Source organism: Candidatus Binatia bacterium, assembly GCA_029248525.1.
Lineage (GTDB): Bacteria > Desulfobacterota > Binatia > UBA12015 > UBA12015 > UBA12015.
In genome coordinates this window covers 50365-72292 of record JAQWJE010000057.1, presented here as the reverse complement: position 1 = coordinate 72292, position 21928 = coordinate 50365, and the positions used below count along the sequence as shown (strand labels likewise).

Below are 21928 nucleotides of genomic sequence, written 5' to 3'. Positions count from 1 at the left end.
GGCGCTAGGAAGTGGCCTGGTCCTGCTCGCTTGCACCCACAACGGTGGCCACCATGGCGTCACCGGTCACGTTGCACGCGGTGCGGCACATATCGAGAAGCCGATCGACGCCGAAAATAATCGCGACCCCCGAGGCCATGACCTCGGGTGAAAAGCCCAGCGAACCAAGCACGATGATCAGCATCACAATCCCCACCCCGGGAACCCCGGCGGTACCGATCGAGGCGAGTGTCGCGGTCAGAACAATGGTGAGCTGATCGCCCATCGTCAGCGGGATCCCGTAAAGCTGCGCGATAAAAAGTGCGGCAACGCCCTGATAGAGCGCGGTTCCATCCATATTGATCGTGGCACCCAACGGAATCACGAAACTGGTCACTTCGCCGGAGACTCCGAGGCGATCCTCGACGCACTCCATGGTCACCGGCAGAGTGGCGGAAGAGCTTGAACTCGAGAAGGCCAGCAGCTGAGCCGGAGCAATTCCGGCCAGAAATCGGCGCCGAGAAATCCCCGATGCCAACCGCAAGATCGTTGGATAGACCAGGAAGATCATGATGCCGAGTCCCGTCACGACGACGCCGCTATAGACCAGCAAGGCGCCGAGAACGTCCAGGCCCAGCGAAGCCATCACCTCGACCAACAAGGTAAAAACCGCAAACGGTGCGACCTGCATGACCACCCGAACCAGCGCCAGAATCACCTCGGTCATCCCCTCGCATACCCGCTTGACGGGGTCAGCCTTGTCCTCGGGAATCAACGTCAGGGCCACCCCGATCACCAGAGCAAGAAAGACGATCTGGAGCATATTCCCATCCGCCAGTGCCTCGGCAGGATTCCGCGGCACGATATCCAGCAATCGATCCCAGCCCGTCGCGAGTTTGCCTTCGGCAACAGCGATGCTGGTCTCCGCCTCGACTTCACGCTCGGCGGCGAGACGGTTGCGCACATCCTCGCTGACAAACGATCCGGGTTGGGCCACATTGGCCAGAACCAAGCCAACGGTAATCGAAAGAGCAGTCGTCGCGAGGTAGATCCCCACGGTCTTGCCACCGATGCGTCCCAATTTCCGGAGGTCCCGGAGACTGCTGACGCCGACGATCAAGGAGAAGAGAACGATCGGCACCGCCACGAAACGCAGGCTGCGCAAAAATAGATCGCCAATGAAACCGTTGAGGCCGACAACGAAGTCGATCAGGCCGCGGACAAAACCGTCCTTCCCGGCGAGAGCCAGAATCCGGTCCCCGGTCTCGTTCAGGATAATACCGAGAACCAACCCCGAGACCAGACCGATCAGGATGCGAATATGGAGCGCCAAAGGCTCCCTAGGCGCACCGTCGGCCTTCGACACCTCTGCTCAGACCTCTTCGAGAACGATGGCCTGACGGGGACAACGGCGGATGGAATCCTCCACCTTGGCGCGAAGGTCCTCGGTAGGGGTTTCCGTCGAAAGGTACAGGCAGTCGTCGTCCTTCACCTCGAAGACTTCGGGACAGACCTGCATGCAGATCGCGTTTGCTTCACAGCGATCGTAATCTACTACGATTTTCATACCCATAAAGACAACTTTGGAATATTGAGCCGCTCAGCGCAAGCGATGGCTACTTCATCTTGGCTTCTTTGTACTCAACGTGCTTGCGGGCTCTCGGGTCGTATTTACGGAGGACGAGCTTTTCGGTCGCCGTCTTCTGGTTCTTTTTGGTCACGTAGAAGTGGCCGGTACCTGCCGTCGAAATCATTCGGATCTGGTCGCGCATTTTTGCCTCCCAACGCGCGGACAGAAGGTCCCGCGTATCGAAAAGAACTCGCAAAAAGTCCCTCTCGGCGCAACCAGGGCCTGTGGGGAGTACTTCCGCTCTTGCTCCGTTTTGCCAGCTTTGGCAGTGATAGAGGTATGTATTTGCCTATTCAGAAGATCGCGCTGGCCGCCGGCTTGCTAGCATTCGCCGCCTGCACAAGTGATTCCGGGAAAAATGAAGCGCCCACGGCGCCTGCAGCCGCGGCAAAGCCCCGCGCGGCGGCGGCTCCCGTAGCACCGCCCAAGGCACCCGAAGCCCCCGCCGAACCCCGCCGGGAAGCGCTGAGCGGGGGGCCTTACCCCACTCTGGTTCTCTCTCAGGCCCAATTTGTGGATAAAAAGGGCCCTGACGGTCGGATGATGCCCGCCCCCGGGCCGGCCAAGTTGACCATTGTGCGGCAAACACCGGAGGGCTGGCAGACCACCATCCTCGAGGATCCCGAATCCAACGTCTTTCACAAGGCCACGGCCTTCGGAGACGGCCTGCTGACGATTGGCGGCAACAAGGCCATGCTCAAGACGTGGAAGATGGAAAACGGCGCGTGGACCGAGGAAATGCACTGGAACCCAACCTTTGGGGGACGATTCAACCGGCTTCGCGACTACGAGCAGGGTGACGTCGACAACGATGGCAAAGACGAGATTGTCATCGCCACACATGATCAGGGCGTCATCGCGATCATCCACCCCGACGAAGACTGGCGCGTCGAGCAAATCGATGCGCTTCCCAACACATTTGTCCACGAGATCGAGCTCGGAGACGTTGACGGCGACGGTGATCTGGAAGCCTTTGCCACCCCGTCCAAGCCGAACAAACTCGACCAACACCAGCCCGGCGAGGTGACCGGCTACCGTCGTTCGGCCGATGGCACCTGGGTCAAGGAAGTCGTCGATGCGCCCGGAGACACTCACGCCAAGGAGATTTTGGTCGCGGACACCGACGGGGATGGCAAGGCAGAGGTCTTCATCGTCTGGGAAGGTGCGATGGACAAGGGGAAATTGGTACGCGAGGTGACCATCAAGCAATACCGCTGGAACGGGGAATCCTGGGACGGCGTGGTCGCGCAGACCCTGCCGGACCGCCTGACAAGAGCGATCGCCGCAGGCGATGTGACGGGCAACGGTAAAATTGATCTCGTAGTCGGGACGCAGCGCTCCGGGCTCTACCTCCTCGAGCAAAGCCCGGAAGGCTGGTCCAAGCGGCATATCGACCGCGCTTCCAGCGGGTTTGAGCACCCGGTGACCCTCGCGGACCTTGATGAAGATGGCACCCTGGAGGTTTATGTGGCCTCCGAAGACCAGAACCAACTTCGTCAGTATACGATTACGGACGGTCGAATCTCCAAGAAAGTGGTGACGCGCCTCGCTCCGGGGGACATCACCTGGAACGTCGACGCCGTTGGGCTCCAATAAGCCGTTCCCAGATGATCGATCTCTACACATCTCCAACGCCTAATGGGCACAAGGCCTCGATTACACTTGAGGAATTAGAGCTTCCCTACCAAGTGCACCCGATCAATCTCGGTGCAGATGAGCAGAAGACGCCGGAATTTCTGGCGATCAACCCGAACGGTCGGATACCGGCGATTGTCGACAGAGAAGCCGGGGATTTCCCCATCTTCGAATCTGGCGCGATCATGATTTATCTGGCCGAAAAAGCGGGCCGCTTGTTGCCGACAGATCCCAAAGGACGTTCTCGGGTCATCCAATGGCTGATGTTCCAAATGGGGGGTGTCGGCCCGATGATGGGTCAGGCGAATGTGTTTTTTCGATACTTCCCGGAGAAACTTCCGAGTGCGATCTCTCGCTACCAGAACGAGACGCGCCGACTTCTCGAGGTGGTTGACCGCCACCTCACGGATCGGGAGTGGCTCGCCGATGACTTCTCGATTGCCGATATCGCCAACTGGGCCTGGATTCGCACCCATAAATGGTCAGGCGTCTCGATCGAGGGCCTCCCCGCTCTGGAGCGCTGGAAAACAGCCATGTACGCGCGGCCCGCTTCGCTTCGTGGTCTCGACGTTCCAGCGCGCATGCCGGACCTCAGTGAGAAAGAAGAGGAAGCCGAGCGATTTTCCCGCCAAGCGGGTAAACTTTTGCAACGCTGAGGCACGCCTGCAGTCGATTTCCCCGGCCTGGGAACTTCCGGGATATACCGAAAAAGTTCTCGACAGACTTGCCAAAGTGAGGAACCCTCATTAATGAGAAGTTCTCAACCTTTGGAGGAGAGTGAAAATGTCCGTAAACCCAAATTACCGCACCGTCGACCGCGACGATTTTTCCGCCATGATGGTGAATGGGCGCTACTTCGAGCGATCCAATGCTTTTGAAAATATCATCGCTCGGACGGACGAACATTTCTGGAATCCGGAAGACCCGGCCTACATCAACCTCATCAACCCTCCGCCTCTCGAGGGGTCCATTCTCCCCGAGCAATTTCTGATCGAGCCTCGCACGGCGGTCTGGGACCGCCTCGACGAGAAACAGCGCATGGAGTTCATGCACGACAGTGCCTGTTGGACGATCTCCCAACTTCTGCATGGCGAACAGGGGGCACTCAGCCTTTCGTCCTCACTCTGCGACATCTTTCTTGATCCGGGCGCACAAGAATATGCCGCCAACCAGGTCCGCGAAGAAGCCCGCCACGTGCATGCTTTCACCCTTTATATGCAAGCTCGTTTCGACGGGAAGATCATGGCCCCGGGAGATACTCTCGGTGGGTTGCTCAAACAGATCGTCGCCAGCCCGATCGTCTACCAGAAGATTGTCGGCATGCAGATGTTGGTCGAGGGGCTGGCCATGGGCGCGTTCACGACGCTCTATCAGGAATCCAATGATCCACTCCTCCGACGACTCTGCCAGCTCATCATGACGGATGAAGCCTTCCATCATAAATTCGGGAAGATTTGGGCTCACGAGACCGTTCCCAATCTGCCCGAAGCCGAACATAATGCTGTCGAAGACTGGGCTGAAGAATGTTTCCAGCTCCTCCTTTTCAACCTGGTCAGCCCTGAACAGCGCCGGGCCCTCTACCCCAAATACGGCCTTGACTGGGAGTGGGTGCAGGGAGCGATGGCCGAAGCGGTCACCGACGATGAACGTCGGGAGCGGATGATGGAAGGAAATGATATCTTCCGCACCCTGATCAAAACTCTCGACAATGCGGGGATCATCACCGACCGAACTCGCGCGACCTACGGTAATTGGGTGGACATGGCAGCTCTGCGGGCCGAGGGCGATTCCCTTATCGGATACGATGTGGCAGAAGCGGGAATCAAGGATCTGCAGGCGATCAATGCAGGCAAAAGAAAGATCGTCCAAAAGGTCTCTGCTTAAGAGACGTGAGCAAACCATCCCGGAAACTGGTCGAGGTCGATTCCAAGCCTGCGACTCGCCCGACCCGTCGGGAGAAGACAGAACGCGCACTCATCACTGCCGCCAGAGAGGTTTTTCTCGAGCGCGGCTATGATGGAGCGACGACTGGGGAGATCTCGCGCGCGGCGGGCGTGGCCGCCGGGACCTTCTATCTCTATTTCGGCGACAAGCGGAGTGCTTTCGGAGCGGTCTCCCGGGAAACCGGGCGCAAACTTCTCGCGGAAATGCTCTGCGCGCTCGAACCGGGTGTCGACCCAGAGAGCCTGACCCGCCTCACCCTCCAGTTGGTGGCTGATTTCTGGCGATCCGATCCCCCTCTATCGAGATTGATCCTGTCCGGAGGCCCGGCGTTGGGCATGGCATCGGACCACGCCTTTGTCGACGAGGTATGCGAAGCACTCCGAGAGATCGGCGTCAGCGATCAAGAGGAGCCCATGGCCCTCTCGCTATTTCTGATCGGACTCAGTCTCCAAATCGGACATCTGATCGTCGCCCGCCCCGAGGCTGAAGAACAAGTACAATCCCTGATCACTCTGGCGGCCCGGCGATTCTGAATCGTCAGACGAGATTCTCCGGCACCTGCCCCCGCAACACAGCGATCACGCTCGCGGTCGCCATCTCGATCACCCAGTTGCGGTCCTCGGCGGTAGCACTGCCAAGATGGGGCAAGAGCACCACGTTGGGCAAAGCCGCCAGACCATCCTGCAGCGCCGGCTCCCTTTCAAAAACATCCAGTCCGGCGGCAAAAATTCGTTCCGCCTCGAGCGCCCGAACCAACGCAGCCTCGTCCACAACCGGGCCGCGAGCCACATTGACCAGGACCGCAGAATCCTTCATCAAGCCCAGGCGCCGAGCATCGATCAAATGATGAGTCTCTTCGGTTAGCGGCACGCTCAGGCAAACGAAATCCGCCTGCGCCAAGCCATCCTCCAACGCAACGCGGCGGGCCTCGATTGGTGACGACTCGAGGTGTGGTTTGTTGCTGTTCGCAACGTAGAGGACGTTCATCTCCCAACCGATCGATCGCCGCGCGATCGCCCCGCCGATCCGCCCGGCGCCGACAACCAACAGAGTTTTTCGCAGCATCTTGCGCCCCACCAGAAGAGTTGGCCAGAAACCCTCCCAGCTACCGCTACGAACCAGTTCCTGCGCCTCTGTCACTCTGCGTGCCGCCGCCAACATCAGCAGCCAGGCTGCATCCGCAGTTGGTTCGCAAACGGGATCCGGTGTGTTGGTCACGCGGATTCCTCGGCGGCGCGCTTCCGCCAAATCTATATTATCCACCCCGACGGCCGTATTGGCGACAATGCGCAGTTGCGGACCCGCCGCATCGAAAAACTCGGCGTCGATGAGGTCGCGGCCGAAGGCAATCACCGCATCCGCACCGACGATCTTCGACAGCAGAATATCGCGAGGGAGTATCTGCCCCGTGCCGTTAGATCGGACCTCGGCATCAGGGAAAGCCTTCTGCAGGCACGCGATCGGATCCTGCAGGTAATCCGCTGTGACGGCAATAATCACCAGAGCTGATCGGTATAGGTGTCCGTGCCTGGAACTGTCGGCAGCCAGGGCGAGGCAAATACAACCTTGGCCAGGCCACTGCCCTCCAGAGCCTCGGCGTAAAGGCGAAACCGGGACCAGGTATCGGCGGCCGGTGCATCGACGAAAAAGATCTGCATATCGAGAGCGTCCGTGCGCTCCACCTTGGGAATGGACATCGGAGCATCGCCCTGGGGGATCGGCGACCACACCGAACATTGGGCCACCGGAGATCCCTCGAGGAAACCGGGCAGATAATCCTTCATCCACGTATCGAGTTGGTCTTGCTCGACACCCGGATGGCGCTCGACAGCAAGCGTGACGAGCCCTGCGTATCGATGATCGAGAGCCAATTCGACAGGTACCGGATCTTCGTCCCGATAATGCGTCCAGTCCAGATTATAGAGCAGTGTATGGACGTGGGTCCGATGCTCAAAACCGCGGTTGTTCTTGTAGAGCCAGAAGACCTGCTTGCTGCCCCACTCGTTCCACTCCTTGAGCTTCCCTTCCGTCACCCAGTACATGGCAAGAAAAGAGCCCGCGTCGACGGCCGGTTTTGCGAGACTGCTCTCGTTGGGAAATCGAAGGTCCTTGAGCGGCCGGGTCGATACCCATCGACTCCCCGCCAAAAGCCACGGCCCCTGCAAGCAACCACCATAATAATGGTCGCGCTCATACCAACGGTTGAAGTCCACCTCGTGACCCTGATGAGGGTCCACCATCGTGAACAACATGCTGCCAACCTTGACCGGATAATCCTTCATCGCCTTCTATCTCCCGAAATTCTGGTACTCAGGCCACAAAGCATAATCTTTTGCATGCCTGCATGTCGACACCAAATCGTCGCCAGATCGTCACAAGGCGGCATCATCCGGCGAACTCGACCTCAGTTCCGTGCGACGATTGGCTCCACCGGCGCGGCGCGGGCCAGTCAGAGAGGACCGCAGGCTCCCTGTGTTGCTTCAGGCTTCCACGCCCGCCTCCCGGATCGCACGGGAAGCAAGGCGAGCAACGAAAATAGTCACCGCCATTGTCGCCGCAGCGCCGAGAATATTGAGAACCGTCGAAGCCATACTCCCACCTGTTGCTGCGCCTGCAGCGGCGGTCCCCACGTAGACATAACCTATCGTCCCTGGCAGCATCCCAACGAAAGTCGCCAGAATGTAGGGGCCTGGCCGAACACCCGTCAGACCAAAGGCATAGTTGCTGTAGGTGAACGGGAATACCGGAGCGAGCCGGACCAGCAGCACGATCTTGGCCCCTTCTTTAGCGATTGCTCGATCGAGCGCCTCAAATCGGGGATTCCCCCGGGTCATCTTTTCAATTCTTTCGCGAAGGAAAGTCCGGGCAAGAAGGAACGATAGCGCCGAGCCAAGATTCGCCCCCAACAGAACCACCCCAAGCCCACCGGCAAGGCCGTAGAGAGCCCCTGCGCCCAGCGTAAGAATCGAAGCGGGGATGAAAAACACGACACAAACCGAGTAGGTCAGGGCGTAGACCAAATACCCGAGAGGGCCCAGGCCCTGGACCCAAACCTGAAATTCCTGCATCCATTCCGCGATCGGCAGATAGCGAAAAAGCAGAAACGCGACGGCGATGGCGGCAAGCGCCAGCAAAATCGTTCGAATCGGGAAACGACTATTTTCCAATTTATCGGCCACGCTGAAGAACCCTACCACGGGGACTTTGGGTGAGATAGACAGGGGGGGTGCAGAAAGTGCTCATCACCGGCATCGCGGGCGGTCTGGGCCGACTCGTTGCAGAGCGTCTCGGCAAGAACATGTCGGTCGTGGGAGTCGACCACACACCCTGGGTGGGGCACCCCCCCCAATTCACGATGATCACCGCCGACCTGCGCAAGAAGAAGGTGGAAGACGTCTTCCGGCGCGAGAGACCCGATATCGTTGTCCATCTGGGGCTGGAGCGCCATAATTTTGATCCCGCCCTGCGGCATGATGTGAACGTCGGCGGAACCAAGAGAGTCATTGAAGCCGCAGCCGCCTACGGCACGTCGAACATCATCATCCTCACCAGTTCCTATGTCTACGGCGCACTCCCCCGCAATCCATTCTATATGGACGAAGAGACGACACTGAATGTCAGCCGTCACTATCCCGAAATCCGGGACATCGCCGAGATGGATGCGATCGCGACCAATTTCCTGTGGCGCTACCCCGAAATTCGCACGGCGGTGTTGCGGCCCGCCAGCACCCTCGGCCCCCGCACTCATAGCTCGATTGCCACCTATCTTCGGCTGAATCCATCGCCAAAGCTGATCGGTTTCGACCCGCTGGTTCAATTCATTCACGAACTTGATGTCGCCGAGGCGATCCAAAAAGCCATCGATACCGGAGTCCGGGGGGTATTCAACATCGTGGGCCCCGGAGCCGTCCCGATCTCGACCGCCATTCGCGAGAGCGGGGGCACGGCCCTGCCTGTGCCGGAAACTCCAACGCGAGTCTTGCTGCGCAATCTTTTCCGCTGGGGCCTCTTTCCCTTCCCTGCCGATGCCGTGGACTTCATCAAATACCCCTGCACGATCGACGGAAGGCGGTTTCGAGAGGCGACAGGCTTTTTGGCGCAACGCTCGCTTGGCGAAACTCTGCGCTCCGTGCGACCCTGAAACCACCAGATCCCATGGCGGAAATTCGTAACATCACTTCTGCACCCCGTCGGAAACGGCCCGGGGCCAGCGGACCCGGACCACGGCAGAGATCCGTCGACGCCGATGCCGTTCGGGCCACACCCTCGGGGCAAAGTCTCTGGCAAAGGTTGCAGGAGTTCGGGCAGGTGGTCGCGAGCGCGGCGACACAGCATCTGGCCCCCGAACTCCTCCGCGACCTCGATACCGAGATCGCCACGAAAATCGATGCCGCCCCGCTGGCAACCAACGACTTCGGTTTTGACCCCTGGGGGTTCGAGAAGGAAACCGCCCGCCGCTGCTTTTTCACAAGCGCACTTCTCTACCGCTACTATTTTCGGGTCCAGACCCGCGGGATCGAGAATCTGCCCGCAGGGCGCGTTCTCCTCATCGGCAACCATGCCGGGCAAATCGCAATCGATGCGGCCATGATCGCGACAGCCTGCCTGATGGAAGGAAACCCGCCCCGCATCGTTCGCGGCATGGGGGAATATTGGCTCTCTCGACTCCCCTGGCTGAATATTTTGATGGTTCGCTTCGGGAGCGTTGTCGGCACCCCAAAAAACTGCGTCGATCTGCTTGAGCACGGCGAAGCCGTGCTCGCCTTTCCGGAGGGGGTGCGCGGCATGAACAAGGGGTTTTCCGAGCGCTACCAACTCCAGGACTTCGGTTTGGGGTTTTTACGCCTCGCACTGCAGACGGGGACCCCCATCGTGCCTGTCGCAACAGTAGGATCCGAGGAGCAAGCCCCGTCTCTGGGGAACCTCGAGAGTTTGGCAGGAATTCTCGGCATGCCCGCCTTCCCCATGGTCCTCACTCCGGTGCCCCTGCCCGTTCGGTATCATGTGGAATTCGGCGAGCCGCTGATCTTCGAAGGCAACGCCAACGATGAGGACCACGTCATCGAGGAGAAGGTAAACATCGTCAAGGCACGGCTCCGCACCATGCTGCGCGACGGACTCGAGCGGCGCGTCGGCATCTTCAGCTGAAGAGCCCGCCACGCGTCCTCTGGTTTGCAAGCTTCCTGGCAGATCGATAGTCTCTCCGAGCTGAACGGTCGCGGCGACATGGCGCCTGGGGCAGCGATTCGAAAACGTGACCGAAGAACGGGGACGAGGCGGATGATGGCGGTTGGTTCGGGCTACGAGGGTCTATCGAGACTCGACGCAGCATTTCTTTCATTTGAGACAGTCAATGCCCCCATGCATGTCGGTCTGACCCTCGTCTTTCAGGAAGGTCCGCTGCGTGGCCCCGGCGGTGGCGTCGACATGACCAAGATCCGGCGACACATTCAGGCGCGCCTGTCTCGCATGCCCCGCTACCGGCAGAAAATTCGCAAGATTCCATTGACCGGCGACCATCTCTGGGTCGACGACGGCAATTTCAATCTCGACAATCACGTGCGTCACACGTCGATCCCGAAGCCCGGCAATCAGGAAAGCCTGAGGAGGCTCTGCGGCGACCTTCTCGAGCGCCCTCTCAATCGGAATCGCCCCCTTTGGGAGATCTGGATCGTTGAAGGATTGGCCGACGAGCAATTTGCGGCCATCTGTAAAGTACATCATTGCATGGTTGACGGCGTCGGGGGCTTGTCCCTGCTCCACGCCCTGCTTTCAACCAGCCCCGTGGAGCCCTCGGGTGTCGACGAAGGATGGGTCCCGCGACCGGAGCCAAGCGAAACGCAGCTCCTTCAGCTGGCAGTGCAACGCCGACAGGGCATGATCCAGTCGGCGGGCGAAACTCTGGTCAACGCGCTCACTGACCCGGCGAGTTCGCGCAAAGCCCTGCAGGAGCGAGCAACGGGACTCCTCGCCTTCACCCGACGAGGACTGCCTTTGGCCAGTTCGATGAGCTTCAACCAACCGATCGGGCCAAACCGCAAAGTCGAATGGCTCTCGCTCGAACTCGCACGCATCAAGGCCGTCGGAGCCTCCCTCGGTGGGACCGTCAATGACGTGACTTTAGCTGCACTGGCCGGGGGATTCCGTGAATTCCTTCTGGGCCGCGGGCAACTCGACAGCGGAAAAATCGTTCGCACGGTGGTCCCGGTAAACCGCCGGGCACCCGACGCCTCGACCGTGCTCGGGAATCAGGCATCGTGCTGGATGGTCGACCTTCCGCTGGACTGTACGAATCCTAAAGAGACGCTCCGCCGCGTGCACGCGCAGACGCTGATCCACAAGAGCAGCCAATCCGCTCTGGGCGGCGAAGTCCTGACTCAGGCAGCCGAATGGGCCAACGCAGGAATCATGCACCGTCTGGTGCGCGTGCTCAGCAACCTCCATCCTTTCAATCTGGTGATTACCAACGTTCCGGGACCGGCAACGCCTCTCTATATGGCGGGAGCTCCTCTCGCCGCAGCGCACCCCCACCTCCCACTATTTGAAGGACAGGGAATCGGTATCGCCATCTTCCGCTACGTCGACCGCCTGCAAATCGGCCTGACGGGCGATCGAGATCAAGTCCCCGACCTCGATCATTTGTCACAGACTATCGAGAAAAGTTTCGAAGCTCTCGAAACAGCAGCTGGTACCGCGAAGCCTCTCGCCGCCAAGACCATGCACGCGGCGGCCGGCGGTTGATGAGAGTCGGACGCCGGGCGGAGAAAATCTACTATGCCCCGTCACGCTCGCATCCGGCCGCGGCCCCGCTTGTCGCGCTCCTGATCTTTTTCGCATCCGCCTGCACGGCGGTACGACCGACGGCTGCGCCGTCCGATGCCGCGCCATTCACCTACGCCTCCCGCGTTCAGAAAATTCTGAACCCGTCGACCACCATGCCCAATGGCGCCTGGCTCGGGGGCGACGTGGCAGCCTCCATCCCGATCACCGACGATATGCGCATCTGGCTTTTCGGCGATACGCTGGTGGGGTCTTTCCAAACCGACTGTCCCAAAGGCGCGCCGTTTTGCGACCGCGAAATTTTCAAAGGAAAGGCTACTGGTCCCGTTCATAATTCGGTTGGCGTCCTGCGCGGATTGCCCGGGTCCTACCAACCAATCGAGCGGTTCTGGGGGGAAAAACCCGACGGCGCCCCCACTTCCTTTTTCGCCGCAGACGACCCCGACCACTACCTCTGGCCCCTCTCCGGAGTCTCTCTCGAGGGAGGATTGGTCATTCTCGCCAATGAGAACTCCGCGACCAGTGGACTTTCTCCCGTAGCCGCAGTTCTCCTCCACGTCCTCAACCCACTCGACGCACCGACAGAATGGGAGGTCCGACAACGGGCGCTCCCTTTTCGGAAAAGTACGCCTGAGGACCAGCGGAGCCTCAGCATCACCAGCGCTGTCGTGCGACGAGGAAAATTCCTGATCGTCGTCGGCTCTCGAAGAGATTCGGCCGGCAAAACAGCCACCATCCTCGCGCGTCTGCCCGTCTCGGCCTTGCAGGATTTTGATGGTTCATGGGCGTGGGAGTGGTGGATGCATACGGACAAGAATGAGCCGGAGTGGTCCGCACCGCTTGAATTCCAGAAACTGGCCACGGTTCAGGGGCTTCCGGCGTCTTCGGAATCCACGATCGACCGCCGGCAGGACCAGCTTTGGGAAACTTACCAGATCCAGGGCCTTACTTACGATATTCATCGCTTCACTGCGGAGGTATTGGAGGGGCCATGGCAAGATAGCGGCGCCGTTTACCACGTCCCGCCGCCGTGGAGCCTGCCCGCACGACGGCATTGCGGCAAACCGCTGCTCCGCAGCGCTCGGACCCGACAGGATATGGCCGCTCGGCGTCAACGCGCCCGGAACCTGATGTGCCGCATCGGGAACTTCGTGGTCTATGCCCCCAAATCTCATCCGGGGCTGAGCCCGAACGGAGAGCAGACGCTGACCTATAACGTCAATCTTTTCTTTGGCACTCTGAAAGGGCTCTCCCATGCGGTGGGTAAATTCCCCGGATTCTACGTCCCGCGTGCGGTGCGGCAGCCAACTCCGAGACGCCAGAAAAGCCCGGCTCAGAGCGAGTAGAAGAGCCAGGAGATATAGCCGACGTACGCCAGAAGAAAAATCATGCCCTCGGGGCGGGTAAGCCGATGCCCTGAACCCAGAAAGGGCAGGCAGGCCACCGATGCCAGCAACAAGACAGGCAGATCGAATGACAGAACCGCTGCCGGCACAGCCAAGCCGCCTGGCGCGATCAAGGCTGTAAGACCCAGAATCGCGAGCAGGTTCATGATGTTCGAGCCGACCACATTCCCGACCGCGATATCATTCTCCCCGCGGGTAGCCGCGACCAGCGCCGTCACCAGTTCCGGTAGCGAGGTGCCAACCGCCACGATGGTCAGCGAGATAATCAATTCGCTCAACCCGAGCGATCGAGCGATTCCGATCGCCCCTTCGACAAAAATCTCGGCTCCCACCACAAGCAACAAGAGCCCGGCTACCATCAGGAAGATCTCCCGACCCATCCCGCCCCACCCGGGACCAGCGGCTTCAGAAAACTCTTTCTCGTATTCCTGACGAACGGCATCGGACTCTCCGGTGCTGATCCGGACAGCCGCCACCAGATAACTCACCAACACCACCAACAAACCGATCCCGTCCACTCGGGACAAATGACCATCCCTCGCGCAGAACCAGACCAGGCCCGTCGCAAAGATCATGATGGGGATGTCCCACCAAATCAGTCGCTGCGCCACGACGAGTGGAACCACAACAGCGGCAGCGCCGAGGACCACAAGCAAATTCAGCAGATTGGAGCCGATCACGTTCCCGATCGACACATCAGGCTGCCCGAGAAAGGCCGCGTGAAGGGAAACCGCCAATTCAGGGGCACTTGTACCCACCGCGACCACCGTCACGCCCACAACCAGAGGGCTGATCCCGAGAACCCGGGCCAGGCGCGATGCTCCTCGGACCAGGAATTCACCACCAATCCCCAGCAATCCGAGGCCCAAAATCAATTGTAGCCAGTCCCAGATGTTCAATTAGGCCTCTCCTTCAGGACATAGGACGTCCTGATCTCTGTGGGTACGCCAAGGTTGCCCCTGTGTCGAGATTTGCGACTCCGCCTCCCGTTTGGCAGTTCAGAAGCATGGTTTCTAGGCCCGTTTGGCTCCTGAGTATGGACACCGAGCAATTCCAAGCTCCCCCCATGACCACAGGTGCCCTCAAAGCATTCTTTCTCGAGAAAGGCGCATCCGCCGCAAAGACTGAGATCAGCCTCGTTCATTTTCTTGAGAGAGAGGAGGCCGAGACCTGGCTCCACAAGACCTGGCCGGAAACAATCAGGGCGCAAGCAACTGCCGCTGTCGCTCGCGGCGAGCGGCCCATTTTGGGGCTGAGTTGCTACACGTGGAATGTCGGCGAGTTTCTCGAAATCGCCGCGGCCGCGAAAAAAGATGTCCCGGAACTTCTGGTCGTCGCCGGCGGGCCTCACGTCCAGCGAGCCGAAGATTTTCTGCTCGATGAATCCATCGATCTGATCATCCTCGGCGAGGGCGAGATCACCTTCGCCGAACTTCTCGACAGTGCCCCGGAACAATGGCCCGGAATCGAAGGACTCGCTTGGCTCGATGAGGGCGTGGTTCGCAAAACACCCACCCGCCCGCGCCGTGAATCTCTGGATGAATTTCCTTCTGCGCTCGACGTTATCGAACTTCGTGACGAGGCAGGCGAACCGATTTACGGGCAAATGTCCTACGAGACGGCTCGTGGCTGCCCTTACCGCTGTGCTTTCTGTGAATGGGGCACAGGAGCCATCGGGACCAAGATGTATCAATTCTCGCTCGATCGTATCCGCAGCGATTTCGAACGGGCGGCGGCTGGCGGCATCAAGGATTTCTGGCTCGCGGACTCCAACTTCGGAGCCCTCCGCGAGGACGCGGAAAAAACGGAGATGGTAATCGAACTCCGTCAGCGCACAGGCCTGCCGCAAACATTCGCTACCTCGTGGTCCAAAAATCACAACAAGCGCGTTCAAGGAATTGTTCGCCGCCTGCACGAGGAGAATCTACTCTCCCATTATCACCTCGCCTTGCAGACTCTGACCCCTCTGGCACTTGAACTAAGCAATCGAAAAAACATGCGCGACAACGATTTCGAGCGCGTCGTCAAGGCATGTGCGAACGAAGGAATCCCGATTGCCGCGGAGCTGATCTGGGGCCTGCCGGGCGATACCCTGAGCGAATTCGAAACGAATCTCGACCGCCTTCTCCGTGTATTCCCGAACATCAATATCTTTGGCTACACACTTCTGCCCGGAACCGAGTTCTACGACCGCCGCGAGGAATATAAACTCGAGACCGTTCCCGTCGCCGGCTACGGGAAGGCCAAAGGCGAGTACGTCGTCGGCTGCCACACCTTCTCGGCCCAGGAGGGCGCCGAAGGCTACTTTCTGATCACCGCCTATATCGTTCTCGCCCGAGGACAAATCCTGCCCCTGACGGCCCAATTCCTCGCGCTGGACGAATCAGTCCCGGTGGCACCGCTACTGCGAAAAATACTCTCGGCTCTTCTTGAAGAATTCGCCGAGGAACTCGGCGAAGAAATCGCTCAGGACCGCCTGGTCGCCTACGAGCGACGCTCCGAGATCTATCTGGCGCTACTCGCAAAACCTGAAAGGACCTATGCGGTGATCGCACGAGTCCTCTCCGAGTGGCTGGGCGAACACGATTGTCAGCATCTGACACAACGGTTGGTGCGGATTCTGGGTCTCGACCGAGCCCTTTGCCCCCGCTCCGGAGCCAGACAATTAGCAACTCATGAGTTTGAATTCGATGCTGCCGAAGCAATCGCAACTTTGAGTCGCATGGAACGCCCGTCGGATGAAATGGTCGATCAATCGGCACCTGTTGCCATCGAAATCGAGTACCCGGGGGGCGTCGGCGAAGTCTTGCATGACCCGGATGGCGGCTCGTGGGTCCGAGGGCAACTCAAGACCAATTCATGAACGAGGCTTCGGAAAGAACACAACCTCCGTCCGCCAAATCGTTCTCCAACTGGAAAAACAGCAGGGCCGATCTGGCGAACGAAGTCGTGTTGCGCGAGAATCTAGTCCTGCACTACGATCTGAATATCCGGGGCACCAGCCATCAGGCCGCCAAATTTCTTGCCCGCGGCCCGAAAGTATTCGGTCTTGCCGTGGGCGTCGAAAGATTCCTGATCCGCGTAAAGTTCCACCACGACATAATGGTCCGGCCGGTCCAGAGACTTGCAGAACTCATACCGTTGGCAGCCCGGCTCGTTGGCGCGCACCTGAGCGCCCAATTCGTTGAAAATCCCTTCGAATTCCTCTCCCTTGCCCGCCTGGACAGGGATTGTCGCTATCACATGAATCATATCAATATCCTTTCTCCGATTCTTCTAGCAGAGCGACACGTGCGCCGGCGACCCTTCGGAATAACACCGGAACCGTTCAGACGGGAAGGTCCGGGATGATCTCCAATGTCGATCGTCTCATGGCCTATATCCACCCCATCATTGGGCTCATCGCCCTGGCCCTTCTCCTTCGTGCCGCGAGCTTCGGCCTGCGCTCGCGTGAAAGGCGCGGAGAGCATCTGCGTCCCAGGCATGCCCAGGCCGCACCATTGGCCTACGGTGTCACGCTCCTGGCCTTCTTCATGGGAATCGTCTCGACATGGCTTTGGCGCCCCGATCTGGATATCGCCAGCGGCTGGCATTTCCGCATCGGGGTCGCTGTCATTGTCTTGCTCAGCACCGGCGCCTTGCTCTCGCGGCGAGTACCCGAAGACCCCCGTGCGCGCACGCTCCACCCGTTGATCGGCATGATCGCCCTGCTCCTCGCGGCGTTGCAGGTTTTCTTCGGGATGCCGCTTCTGCGCTTCTAGGGCTGCAGGGAATCAGCCGTGGCGCGATGCCTGCTCGTTGGCCAGTAAATCCGCTCGCTCATTTTCCGGATGACCCGAATGGCCCTTGACCCAAGTCCAGGTGACCGTATGCCGCGCAACTTCCCGATCCAGAGACTGCCAATATTCGATATTCTTTACTGGCTGCTTGTTTGCCGTCTTCCAACCGCGCTTTTTCCATCCATGAATCCAGGACTTCATACCGTCCATGACGTATTTTGAATCCGTAAAGACCTCGACATCACAGGATTCGCGCAGCGCCTTCAGTCCCTCGATCACGGCCATCAGCTCCATCTGATTGTTCGTGGTAGCGTCGGCACCTCCGGACAACTCGCGCTCGCGACCCTCCCATTTCAGAATCGCACCCCAACCTCCCGGTCCGGGGTTCCCGTGGCAGGAGCCATCCGTGTACATCTGGATCTGTTTCACTTCGGCGCAGTCCCTAGAGTTGCAGAGCCTTGGCAAGATCCAGAGGCTCGATGCGCACACCGATATAGAACTCACCAAACAACCCGTAAAAAGTGCTGCCCTCGTCGTAGCGAAGCTCATAGACAATATCGCGGATCGCTTTGAGGTCCTTGGAGAAGAGCGTGACGCCCCACTCCCAGTCGTCGATCCCCGTGGAACTCGTGACCAGCTGCTGGATACGCCCCGCGTATCGGCGACCCGACGTGGCATGCTCGCCCATCAACCGCTTGCGCTCGGCCAGAGAGAGCGCATACCAATTGAAACGCTCACCGCGCTGCTTGCTCATCGGGTAAAAACAAATCACGGGTTTGTCCTTGCCCGGCAGCTCGGGATAGAGGCGGGCCTTGGCATAATGCCCCATCCGCTCGGAGAAAGCGCCGAGTTTTTGCTGAAACTCTTCGGTCGCGGGAGCCAGCCCTTCCTCATCGATCAATTTGCGGGCGAACTCTCCCGTGCTGGTCTGATACTCGCTGACCTCGGAAATGGAGAGATAGGAATAGACTGTCTCGAAGCAGGCCCCCAATATCGTGGCGGACACCTCCTGGGTGAGCCTCTGAACCCGTTCGATCTTCGGATGAATTACCACCAGACCAAAGTCGGCCTTGCCGATCACACCTTGGGCAACCACCTGCAGGTCCGTTTCCTGCTCCGCTGCCACAAGCAAGGCCATGAATTCTTCAAGGCCCTCTTCCTGCTCCTTTTCATCAAGGCTCGTCCAGAGCGCCCGATCGATCCGGTAATATATATGGAGCACAGACCACCCCTCGGCATGCACGTCGAGCGGGGTATTGGCGGGGCTGTCGTTTTCGGCCATCGGTCATCTCCTTGGGTTGCTTCCCGAACTTCTCTCCCTCTCTGGTAGACCCGGCCAGCGCGACCCGCAAGGGAACGCCCTACCCTGCGAGCGATCGATCCGATATCCCTAGGTTAAAGATGCCAGCCCTTCAGGACACACTTCTACTCAGCTCGGCTCGCCAGGTCGGTCCCCGAGCCCAGCGGCTCCGAGAACAGGCGCTTTTGGCAAGGGCACGCCTGGGTGAAATTCACCTTCACGTCTCGGCCCTCCACGGCCAATTATTATCTCTCGGCCCATTTCACCCCGAACTACCCGATGCGAGGCACCGGGTCTGGCGACGCCATACCGGCGGACGCGCGGTTGCTGCTGGCGAGGGATTTCTTGCCATCACCTTGAGTCTCCCCCAACGAGCAGTCCTCGGAGACTCGCTACGTCCCGAACAGATCCTCAACCGCGGCGTACGGGGGGTTCTCGCCTGGCTCCGCACGATGCGAATCGACCCTGTCTATCCGGGCCTTGATTTCATCACGGTGCAGCAACAACGTCTTGCTCATCTCGGTTTCCGCGAAGATCCCGGCGGGGCATTGCTCATCCAGATCTTGCTGGCACAAACCACCAGCCTCTCCGAAACCATGCTCAGACTCGACCAGATCGATCCGAAGGGAATCGTCCCATCCCTGGTCTGGACGCCTGAGGAATCCACGACGCTCGAACGTCTCGGTCACTCCAGCGAGGCCCACCTTCCCCCGAATGCCGCTCTGGGACCGCTCGGAAGCGCCTACGCCGAAATTCTGGGACTCGGGGTCGGAGTCTGCGACGCCTCCAGCCTCGAGCGCTGGGGCGAGGAACAAATTGACGATCGGCCGCATTCCAAATCAGTGGATGCACCTTGCGTACAAGTTGAGGGGCGTCTGGGGCCCGTCGTGGCTGCCATCCAGGTTCACGAAGGACTTGTTGCCGACATCTTTGTCGGTGGCGATTTTCTGGCACCTCCGAACTTCCCCGAGAAACTTGTCCGAGCCCTGCGAGGACAGTCGGCCACTCCCGATTCCCTGCATCGTATTCTGCACAAGCTCTTCACCGCTCCCGATTGCTACGCTCTCGGCATGGATGCCACGAGTCTCGAAGATCTCCTTGTTCGCGCCCTGAGGGCAGCCGTTTGAAGTTTGCCAGCGCCGAGGTGCTGGATCCCTTGCGTAAACTCGCCGCAAGGGACGCCCGCGAGCGATCACGGTTGCCGTTTGCGATTACGGACTTTCTTGCAGAGATCAGCGATCAGCAAATTCCCCCCGAGTGTGCCGTCGAACTGGTCGCCTGCCTGGCGGGAATCAGCCGATCCGAGCAGCGACGCCTCTCCGAATCCTTGCAAGCTCTGGCAGCAAATTCGCCCGCGATCGTCGAGGCCCTCGAGAAAGCTCTCCGCAGCGCTGACCCGGAACTTCGGTGGGGCGCGGCTTATACTCTTGGGAAATTTTCACCCGAAAACTCCAAAATCTGGCCGCCCATTCAGGAAATGCTGGCCGCAGAAGACGGGGATAGTCGATGGGCGGCCGCTGAAATCACCTGCGCGATCGCGCGTGAATCTGCTTCCGTTCAGGAGGAACTTCGGCAAGCGACTCGAGGGCCCGGCGCGACCCTGCGCCGAATGGCTCTATACTGCCTGCGCGACCTCCGCGCCGAGGGCCTTCACGAATTGGCACGCGAACGGCTTGATGATCCCGATGGGCATGGCCGCCTTTCGGCCCTCACCACTCTGACCACAACCGAGATTCCAGTAGGAGACAAGGACGCGCTCGCGCGCAAGCTGGTGTCGATTTTGAACACCGATCCCGTGCCCGGCGTGCGCAGGGCTTCCGCGGCCACCATCGGAAAACTCCACCTCTATCAAGGGCGCGATGCCCTCGAAAAGGCCGCCGAATCCAAAGACCCCAGCCTGGCCCGAGCCGCTCGGCAGGCGATCCATCGCTGGTCTGGCAAGTAAATTTAATCAGACTACCTCCGGGCACCCGACTCGTGGTATGCCGGAGAAGATTCAACGGAAATCCAACGTGGCAAAACTTCTTATTCCTGCGAAACCCCGCCGTGGCCCGAGGCTGCCGCTAACCCTCGCTACGTTTCTGGTGCCCTTGATTGGCCTCTTCGTCATCCTGAACATCGCACCCGTGCGGAGTCCCCTCGTAGAAAGCGAGGCCTCTCTGGCTCTCGCCGTCCGTCATCTCTCGGATCATCCCGCAAGCAGCATGATCGCTCAAGGACCACTCACCACGGCCGGCATCGCACTGGCCGCTATGGGCAGGAGCATCGTGGGCAGCAACGAATTCCAATTGCGGATCCTCGGCCTGCTGGCAGGGGTTGCGGCCATGTCCGTCCTGCTTCGATTGGGGGAACGACTCTACTCGACACGCGTCGGAATTCTGGCCGTCATCCTGCTTTTTGCCACGTCCAGCGGCCGCGCACTTTTGGGCGCCCAACTCTCGGTAGCCCCATTTTATCTGCTGACCAGCTTTTTGGCGCTCCGCGCGATTCGCGTGCTGGCGGTCTCCCGACTCGCCGGCGTTTATGCCGGCATGGCGATCGGCGCGAGTTTCGCATTGGTCGGTTATCCAGCTCTTTGGCTGCTGCTGTTCACCGCGATCTGGCTGCAGCGCCTTCGAGGTCTGACCTTCCGGAACACCATGATGCTGATGGCCGTAACCCTGATATCGGCCGCGATCCTCTCGTTGCTCAGCGTGGGGATTCTGGTGGCCCACGGAAGCCAACTGCAGGATGCCCTCGCGATGGGCATTGGGGGCTTTCCCGCGGCCCAGGACCCGGTCAGTTTTCTCCTCGGCTTGCTGGTGTTTCTCCCGTTACTGCCCGTCGTGGCCCTGGGGATAGCCTTTCGCCCGGCAGACTGGCAATGGCAGGGATCCCCCCGATTCATCGGGATCTGGCTCTTCTGCTCGCTGCTCGAAGTTATTTTTACCGGACAGTGGTCCAGCCTTTTTGTCGGACTTTGCGTTTCAATCGCCGTCCCGTGCATCTGGGCAATCGAAAACGTCTCGCGAAAGAATGCCTTTTTCGCGCTCGGCGTATCTGTTTCGATTCTACTCGTCGTACTGGCGCTATCACCCGGAGAAATCGCCCGACGATCGCATGAAAGCTGGGCCGCTCGTGAAACCGGGCGCTTCACACGAAGACTTGTACCGATTGATATGCCCATCCGAACCACCGAGAATGTCCGCCACCGCATCGCCTACTACGGACGTCGGCAAACGCTGCCTCCAGTCATCGCCGACCCGACGCAGACCCCCTATATTCTTCTCGAGCGAACCTCACTGAGCCAAATGGCACGCGATGTACCTCTTCCAAGAGAGCTGATTCTCGAGGGCACACCTACGCGAATCGTGGCCGAGATCGGCCCCTATGTGATCGGGAAGCAGTCCACGGGAGCAGCGGCTGACGAAGAGGGTGAACCAGCTCCGCCCGGAGGCCTTGATCGGCGCGCCACATTCTGGCAATCGCGGTAGAA

Annotated in this window: 23 protein-coding genes; 13 read left to right on the top strand and 10 right to left on the bottom strand. The window is 59.6% G+C overall.

Translation table 11 applies throughout. The annotated features are described in order from the left end of the window. Positions 1-4: 4 nt before the first annotated feature. The 3 genes from P8K07_18275 to rpmG are packed head-to-tail and all read right to left on the bottom strand — an operon-like array spanning position 5 to position 1751. Positions 5-1345, bottom strand: coding sequence for a dicarboxylate/amino acid:cation symporter (locus P8K07_18275; GenBank protein ID MDG1960473.1), 1341 nt, complete (start codon positions 1343-1345; stop codon positions 5-7). Positions 1346-1351: 6 nt separating this feature from the next. Next, positions 1352-1546 carry a ferredoxin gene (locus P8K07_18270; protein ID MDG1960472.1) on the bottom strand — a complete coding sequence of 65 codons (195 nt, stop codon included), beginning with the start codon at positions 1544-1546 and terminating at the stop codon, positions 1352-1354. Positions 1547-1595: 49 nt separating this feature from the next. Further along, positions 1596-1751: a 50S ribosomal protein L33 gene (gene rpmG / locus P8K07_18265; GenBank protein MDG1960471.1), complete on the bottom strand. Its 156-nt coding sequence runs from the start codon at positions 1749-1751 to the stop codon at positions 1596-1598. A 137-nt stretch (positions 1752-1888) separates the two neighbouring features. On the opposite strand from rpmG, the gene P8K07_18260 reads away from it, so the two are divergent. The 4 genes from P8K07_18260 to P8K07_18245 all read left to right on the top strand — a co-directional run bounded on the left by P8K07_18260 (position 1889) and on the right by P8K07_18245 (position 5721). Next, positions 1889-3205 (top strand): VCBS repeat-containing protein, encoded by a 1317-nt coding sequence (locus P8K07_18260; GenBank protein ID MDG1960470.1) that lies wholly within the window; start codon positions 1889-1891, stop codon positions 3203-3205. Between the two features lie 11 nt (positions 3206-3216). Then, positions 3217-3900, top strand: coding sequence for a glutathione S-transferase N-terminal domain-containing protein (locus P8K07_18255; protein MDG1960469.1), 684 nt, complete (start codon positions 3217-3219; stop codon positions 3898-3900). A gap of 127 nt (positions 3901-4027) precedes the next feature. Further along, positions 4028-5128 carry a ferritin-like domain-containing protein gene (locus tag P8K07_18250; protein ID MDG1960468.1) on the top strand — a complete coding sequence of 367 codons (1101 nt, stop codon included), beginning with the start codon at positions 4028-4030 and terminating at the stop codon, positions 5126-5128. A gap of 5 nt (positions 5129-5133) precedes the next feature. Continuing rightward, the gene (locus tag P8K07_18245; protein ID MDG1960467.1) at positions 5134-5721 is read left to right on the top strand and encodes a TetR/AcrR family transcriptional regulator; all 588 of its coding nucleotides are present in this window, start codon (positions 5134-5136) and stop codon (positions 5719-5721) included. A gap of 4 nt (positions 5722-5725) precedes the next feature. Here P8K07_18245 and P8K07_18240 read toward each other — a convergent pair whose 3' ends face one another. From P8K07_18240 to P8K07_18230, 3 genes are all read right to left on the bottom strand, one after another. After that, positions 5726-6688, bottom strand: coding sequence for a D-glycerate dehydrogenase (locus P8K07_18240; GenBank protein ID MDG1960466.1), 963 nt, complete (start codon positions 6686-6688; stop codon positions 5726-5728). Next, complete coding sequence (locus P8K07_18235; GenBank protein MDG1960465.1) at positions 6685-7470, bottom strand: hypothetical protein; 786 nt, start codon at positions 7468-7470, stop codon at positions 6685-6687. The genes P8K07_18240 and P8K07_18235 overlap by 4 nt, the downstream gene beginning before the upstream one ends. A 198-nt stretch (positions 7471-7668) precedes the next feature. Further along, on the bottom strand, positions 7669-8367 hold the full coding sequence (locus tag P8K07_18230) for a TVP38/TMEM64 family protein (protein ID MDG1960464.1): 699 nt from the start codon (positions 8365-8367) through the stop codon (positions 7669-7671). 47 nt (positions 8368-8414) lie between these two features. On the opposite strand from P8K07_18230, the gene P8K07_18225 reads away from it, so the two are divergent. The 4 genes from P8K07_18225 (at position 8415) to P8K07_18210 (ending at position 13314) form a co-directional block, all read left to right on the top strand. Further along, on the top strand, positions 8415-9329 hold the full coding sequence (locus P8K07_18225; GenBank protein ID MDG1960463.1) for an NAD-dependent epimerase/dehydratase family protein: 915 nt from the start codon (positions 8415-8417) through the stop codon (positions 9327-9329). Between the two features lie 14 nt (positions 9330-9343). Next, entirely contained in the window at positions 9344-10336 is a 993-nt protein-coding gene (locus P8K07_18220) for a lysophospholipid acyltransferase family protein (GenBank protein ID MDG1960462.1), read from the top strand. Positions 10337-10468: 132 nt separating this feature from the next. Further along, on the top strand, positions 10469-11929 hold the full coding sequence (locus P8K07_18215) for a wax ester/triacylglycerol synthase family O-acyltransferase (protein ID MDG1960461.1): 1461 nt from the start codon (positions 10469-10471) through the stop codon (positions 11927-11929). Then, positions 11929-13314 (top strand): hypothetical protein, encoded by a 1386-nt coding sequence (locus P8K07_18210; protein MDG1960460.1) that lies wholly within the window; start codon positions 11929-11931, stop codon positions 13312-13314. Before P8K07_18215 ends, P8K07_18210 begins: the two co-directional genes overlap by 1 nt. On the opposite strand, the gene P8K07_18205 is transcribed toward P8K07_18210, so the two are convergent. Next, positions 13302-14273, bottom strand: coding sequence for a calcium/sodium antiporter (locus P8K07_18205; GenBank protein MDG1960459.1), 972 nt, complete (start codon positions 14271-14273; stop codon positions 13302-13304). The genes P8K07_18210 and P8K07_18205 overlap by 13 nt on opposite strands. Before the next feature lie 167 nt (positions 14274-14440). On the opposite strand from P8K07_18205, the gene P8K07_18200 reads away from it, so the two are divergent. Continuing rightward, positions 14441-16237 (top strand): radical SAM protein, encoded by a 1797-nt coding sequence (locus P8K07_18200; GenBank protein ID MDG1960458.1) that lies wholly within the window; start codon positions 14441-14443, stop codon positions 16235-16237. Between the two features lie 101 nt (positions 16238-16338). Here P8K07_18200 and P8K07_18195 read toward each other — a convergent pair whose 3' ends face one another. Next, a complete protein-coding gene (locus P8K07_18195) occupies positions 16339-16626 on the bottom strand; it encodes a putative quinol monooxygenase (GenBank protein MDG1960457.1) in 288 nt (95 codons plus the stop codon). A gap of 95 nt (positions 16627-16721) precedes the next feature. Here P8K07_18195 and P8K07_18190 point away from each other — a divergent pair, with 95 nt between their 5' ends. Beyond that, entirely contained in the window at positions 16722-17135 is a 414-nt protein-coding gene (locus P8K07_18190; GenBank protein MDG1960456.1) for a DUF4079 family protein, read from the top strand. A gap of 12 nt (positions 17136-17147) precedes the next feature. On the opposite strand, the gene rnhA is transcribed toward P8K07_18190, so the two are convergent. Both rnhA and P8K07_18180 read right to left on the bottom strand, forming a co-directional pair. Beyond that, positions 17148-17567: a ribonuclease HI gene (gene rnhA / locus P8K07_18185; GenBank protein ID MDG1960455.1), complete on the bottom strand. Its 420-nt coding sequence runs from the start codon at positions 17565-17567 to the stop codon at positions 17148-17150. A 28-nt stretch (positions 17568-17595) separates the two neighbouring features. Then, a complete protein-coding gene (locus P8K07_18180; protein ID MDG1960454.1) occupies positions 17596-18435 on the bottom strand; it encodes a chlorite dismutase family protein in 840 nt (279 codons plus the stop codon). Positions 18436-18554: 119 nt separating this feature from the next. On the opposite strand from P8K07_18180, the gene P8K07_18175 reads away from it, so the two are divergent. From P8K07_18175 to P8K07_18165, 3 genes are all read left to right on the top strand, one after another. Next, complete coding sequence (locus P8K07_18175; protein MDG1960453.1) at positions 18555-19580, top strand: hypothetical protein; 1026 nt, start codon at positions 18555-18557, stop codon at positions 19578-19580. Then, positions 19577-20398 carry a hypothetical protein gene (locus P8K07_18170; GenBank protein ID MDG1960452.1) on the top strand — a complete coding sequence of 274 codons (822 nt, stop codon included), beginning with the start codon at positions 19577-19579 and terminating at the stop codon, positions 20396-20398. The genes P8K07_18175 and P8K07_18170 overlap by 4 nt, the downstream gene beginning before the upstream one ends. Before the next feature lie 67 nt (positions 20399-20465). Then, positions 20466-21926: a hypothetical protein gene (locus tag P8K07_18165; protein ID MDG1960451.1), complete on the top strand. Its 1461-nt coding sequence runs from the start codon at positions 20466-20468 to the stop codon at positions 21924-21926. Positions 21927-21928 lie beyond the last annotated feature (2 nt).

What these genes read in the sequence shown, in the direction of transcription:
- P8K07_18270 (MDG1960472.1), bottom strand. Translation starts at nt 1,546, where the DNA reads ATGAAAATCGTAGTAGATTACGATCGCTGTGAAGCAAACGCGATCTGC.
- rpmG (MDG1960471.1), bottom strand. Translation starts at nt 1,751, where the DNA reads ATGCGCGACCAGATCCGAATGATTTCGACGGCAGGTACCGGCCACTTC.
- P8K07_18260 (MDG1960470.1), top strand. Translation starts at nt 1,889, where the DNA reads ATGTATTTGCCTATTCAGAAGATCGCGCTGGCCGCCGGCTTGCTAGCA.
- P8K07_18255 (MDG1960469.1), top strand. Translation starts at nt 3,217, where the DNA reads ATGATCGATCTCTACACATCTCCAACGCCTAATGGGCACAAGGCCTCG.
- P8K07_18250 (MDG1960468.1), top strand. Translation starts at nt 4,028, where the DNA reads ATGTCCGTAAACCCAAATTACCGCACCGTCGACCGCGACGATTTTTCC.
- P8K07_18235 (MDG1960465.1), bottom strand. Translation starts at nt 7,470, where the DNA reads ATGAAGGATTATCCGGTCAAGGTTGGCAGCATGTTGTTCACGATGGTG.
- P8K07_18220 (MDG1960462.1), top strand. Translation starts at nt 9,344, where the DNA reads ATGGCGGAAATTCGTAACATCACTTCTGCACCCCGTCGGAAACGGCCC.
- P8K07_18215 (MDG1960461.1), top strand. Translation starts at nt 10,469, where the DNA reads ATGATGGCGGTTGGTTCGGGCTACGAGGGTCTATCGAGACTCGACGCA.
- P8K07_18210 (MDG1960460.1), top strand. Translation starts at nt 11,929, where the DNA reads ATGAGAGTCGGACGCCGGGCGGAGAAAATCTACTATGCCCCGTCACGC.
- P8K07_18200 (MDG1960458.1), top strand. Translation starts at nt 14,441, where the DNA reads ATGACCACAGGTGCCCTCAAAGCATTCTTTCTCGAGAAAGGCGCATCC.
- P8K07_18195 (MDG1960457.1), bottom strand. Translation starts at nt 16,626, where the DNA reads ATGATTCATGTGATAGCGACAATCCCTGTCCAGGCGGGCAAGGGAGAG.
- P8K07_18190 (MDG1960456.1), top strand. Translation starts at nt 16,722, where the DNA reads ATGATCTCCAATGTCGATCGTCTCATGGCCTATATCCACCCCATCATT.
- rnhA (MDG1960455.1), bottom strand. Translation starts at nt 17,567, where the DNA reads ATGTACACGGATGGCTCCTGCCACGGGAACCCCGGACCGGGAGGTTGG.
- P8K07_18180 (MDG1960454.1), bottom strand. Translation starts at nt 18,435, where the DNA reads ATGGCCGAAAACGACAGCCCCGCCAATACCCCGCTCGACGTGCATGCC.
- P8K07_18175 (MDG1960453.1), top strand. Translation starts at nt 18,555, where the DNA reads ATGCCAGCCCTTCAGGACACACTTCTACTCAGCTCGGCTCGCCAGGTC.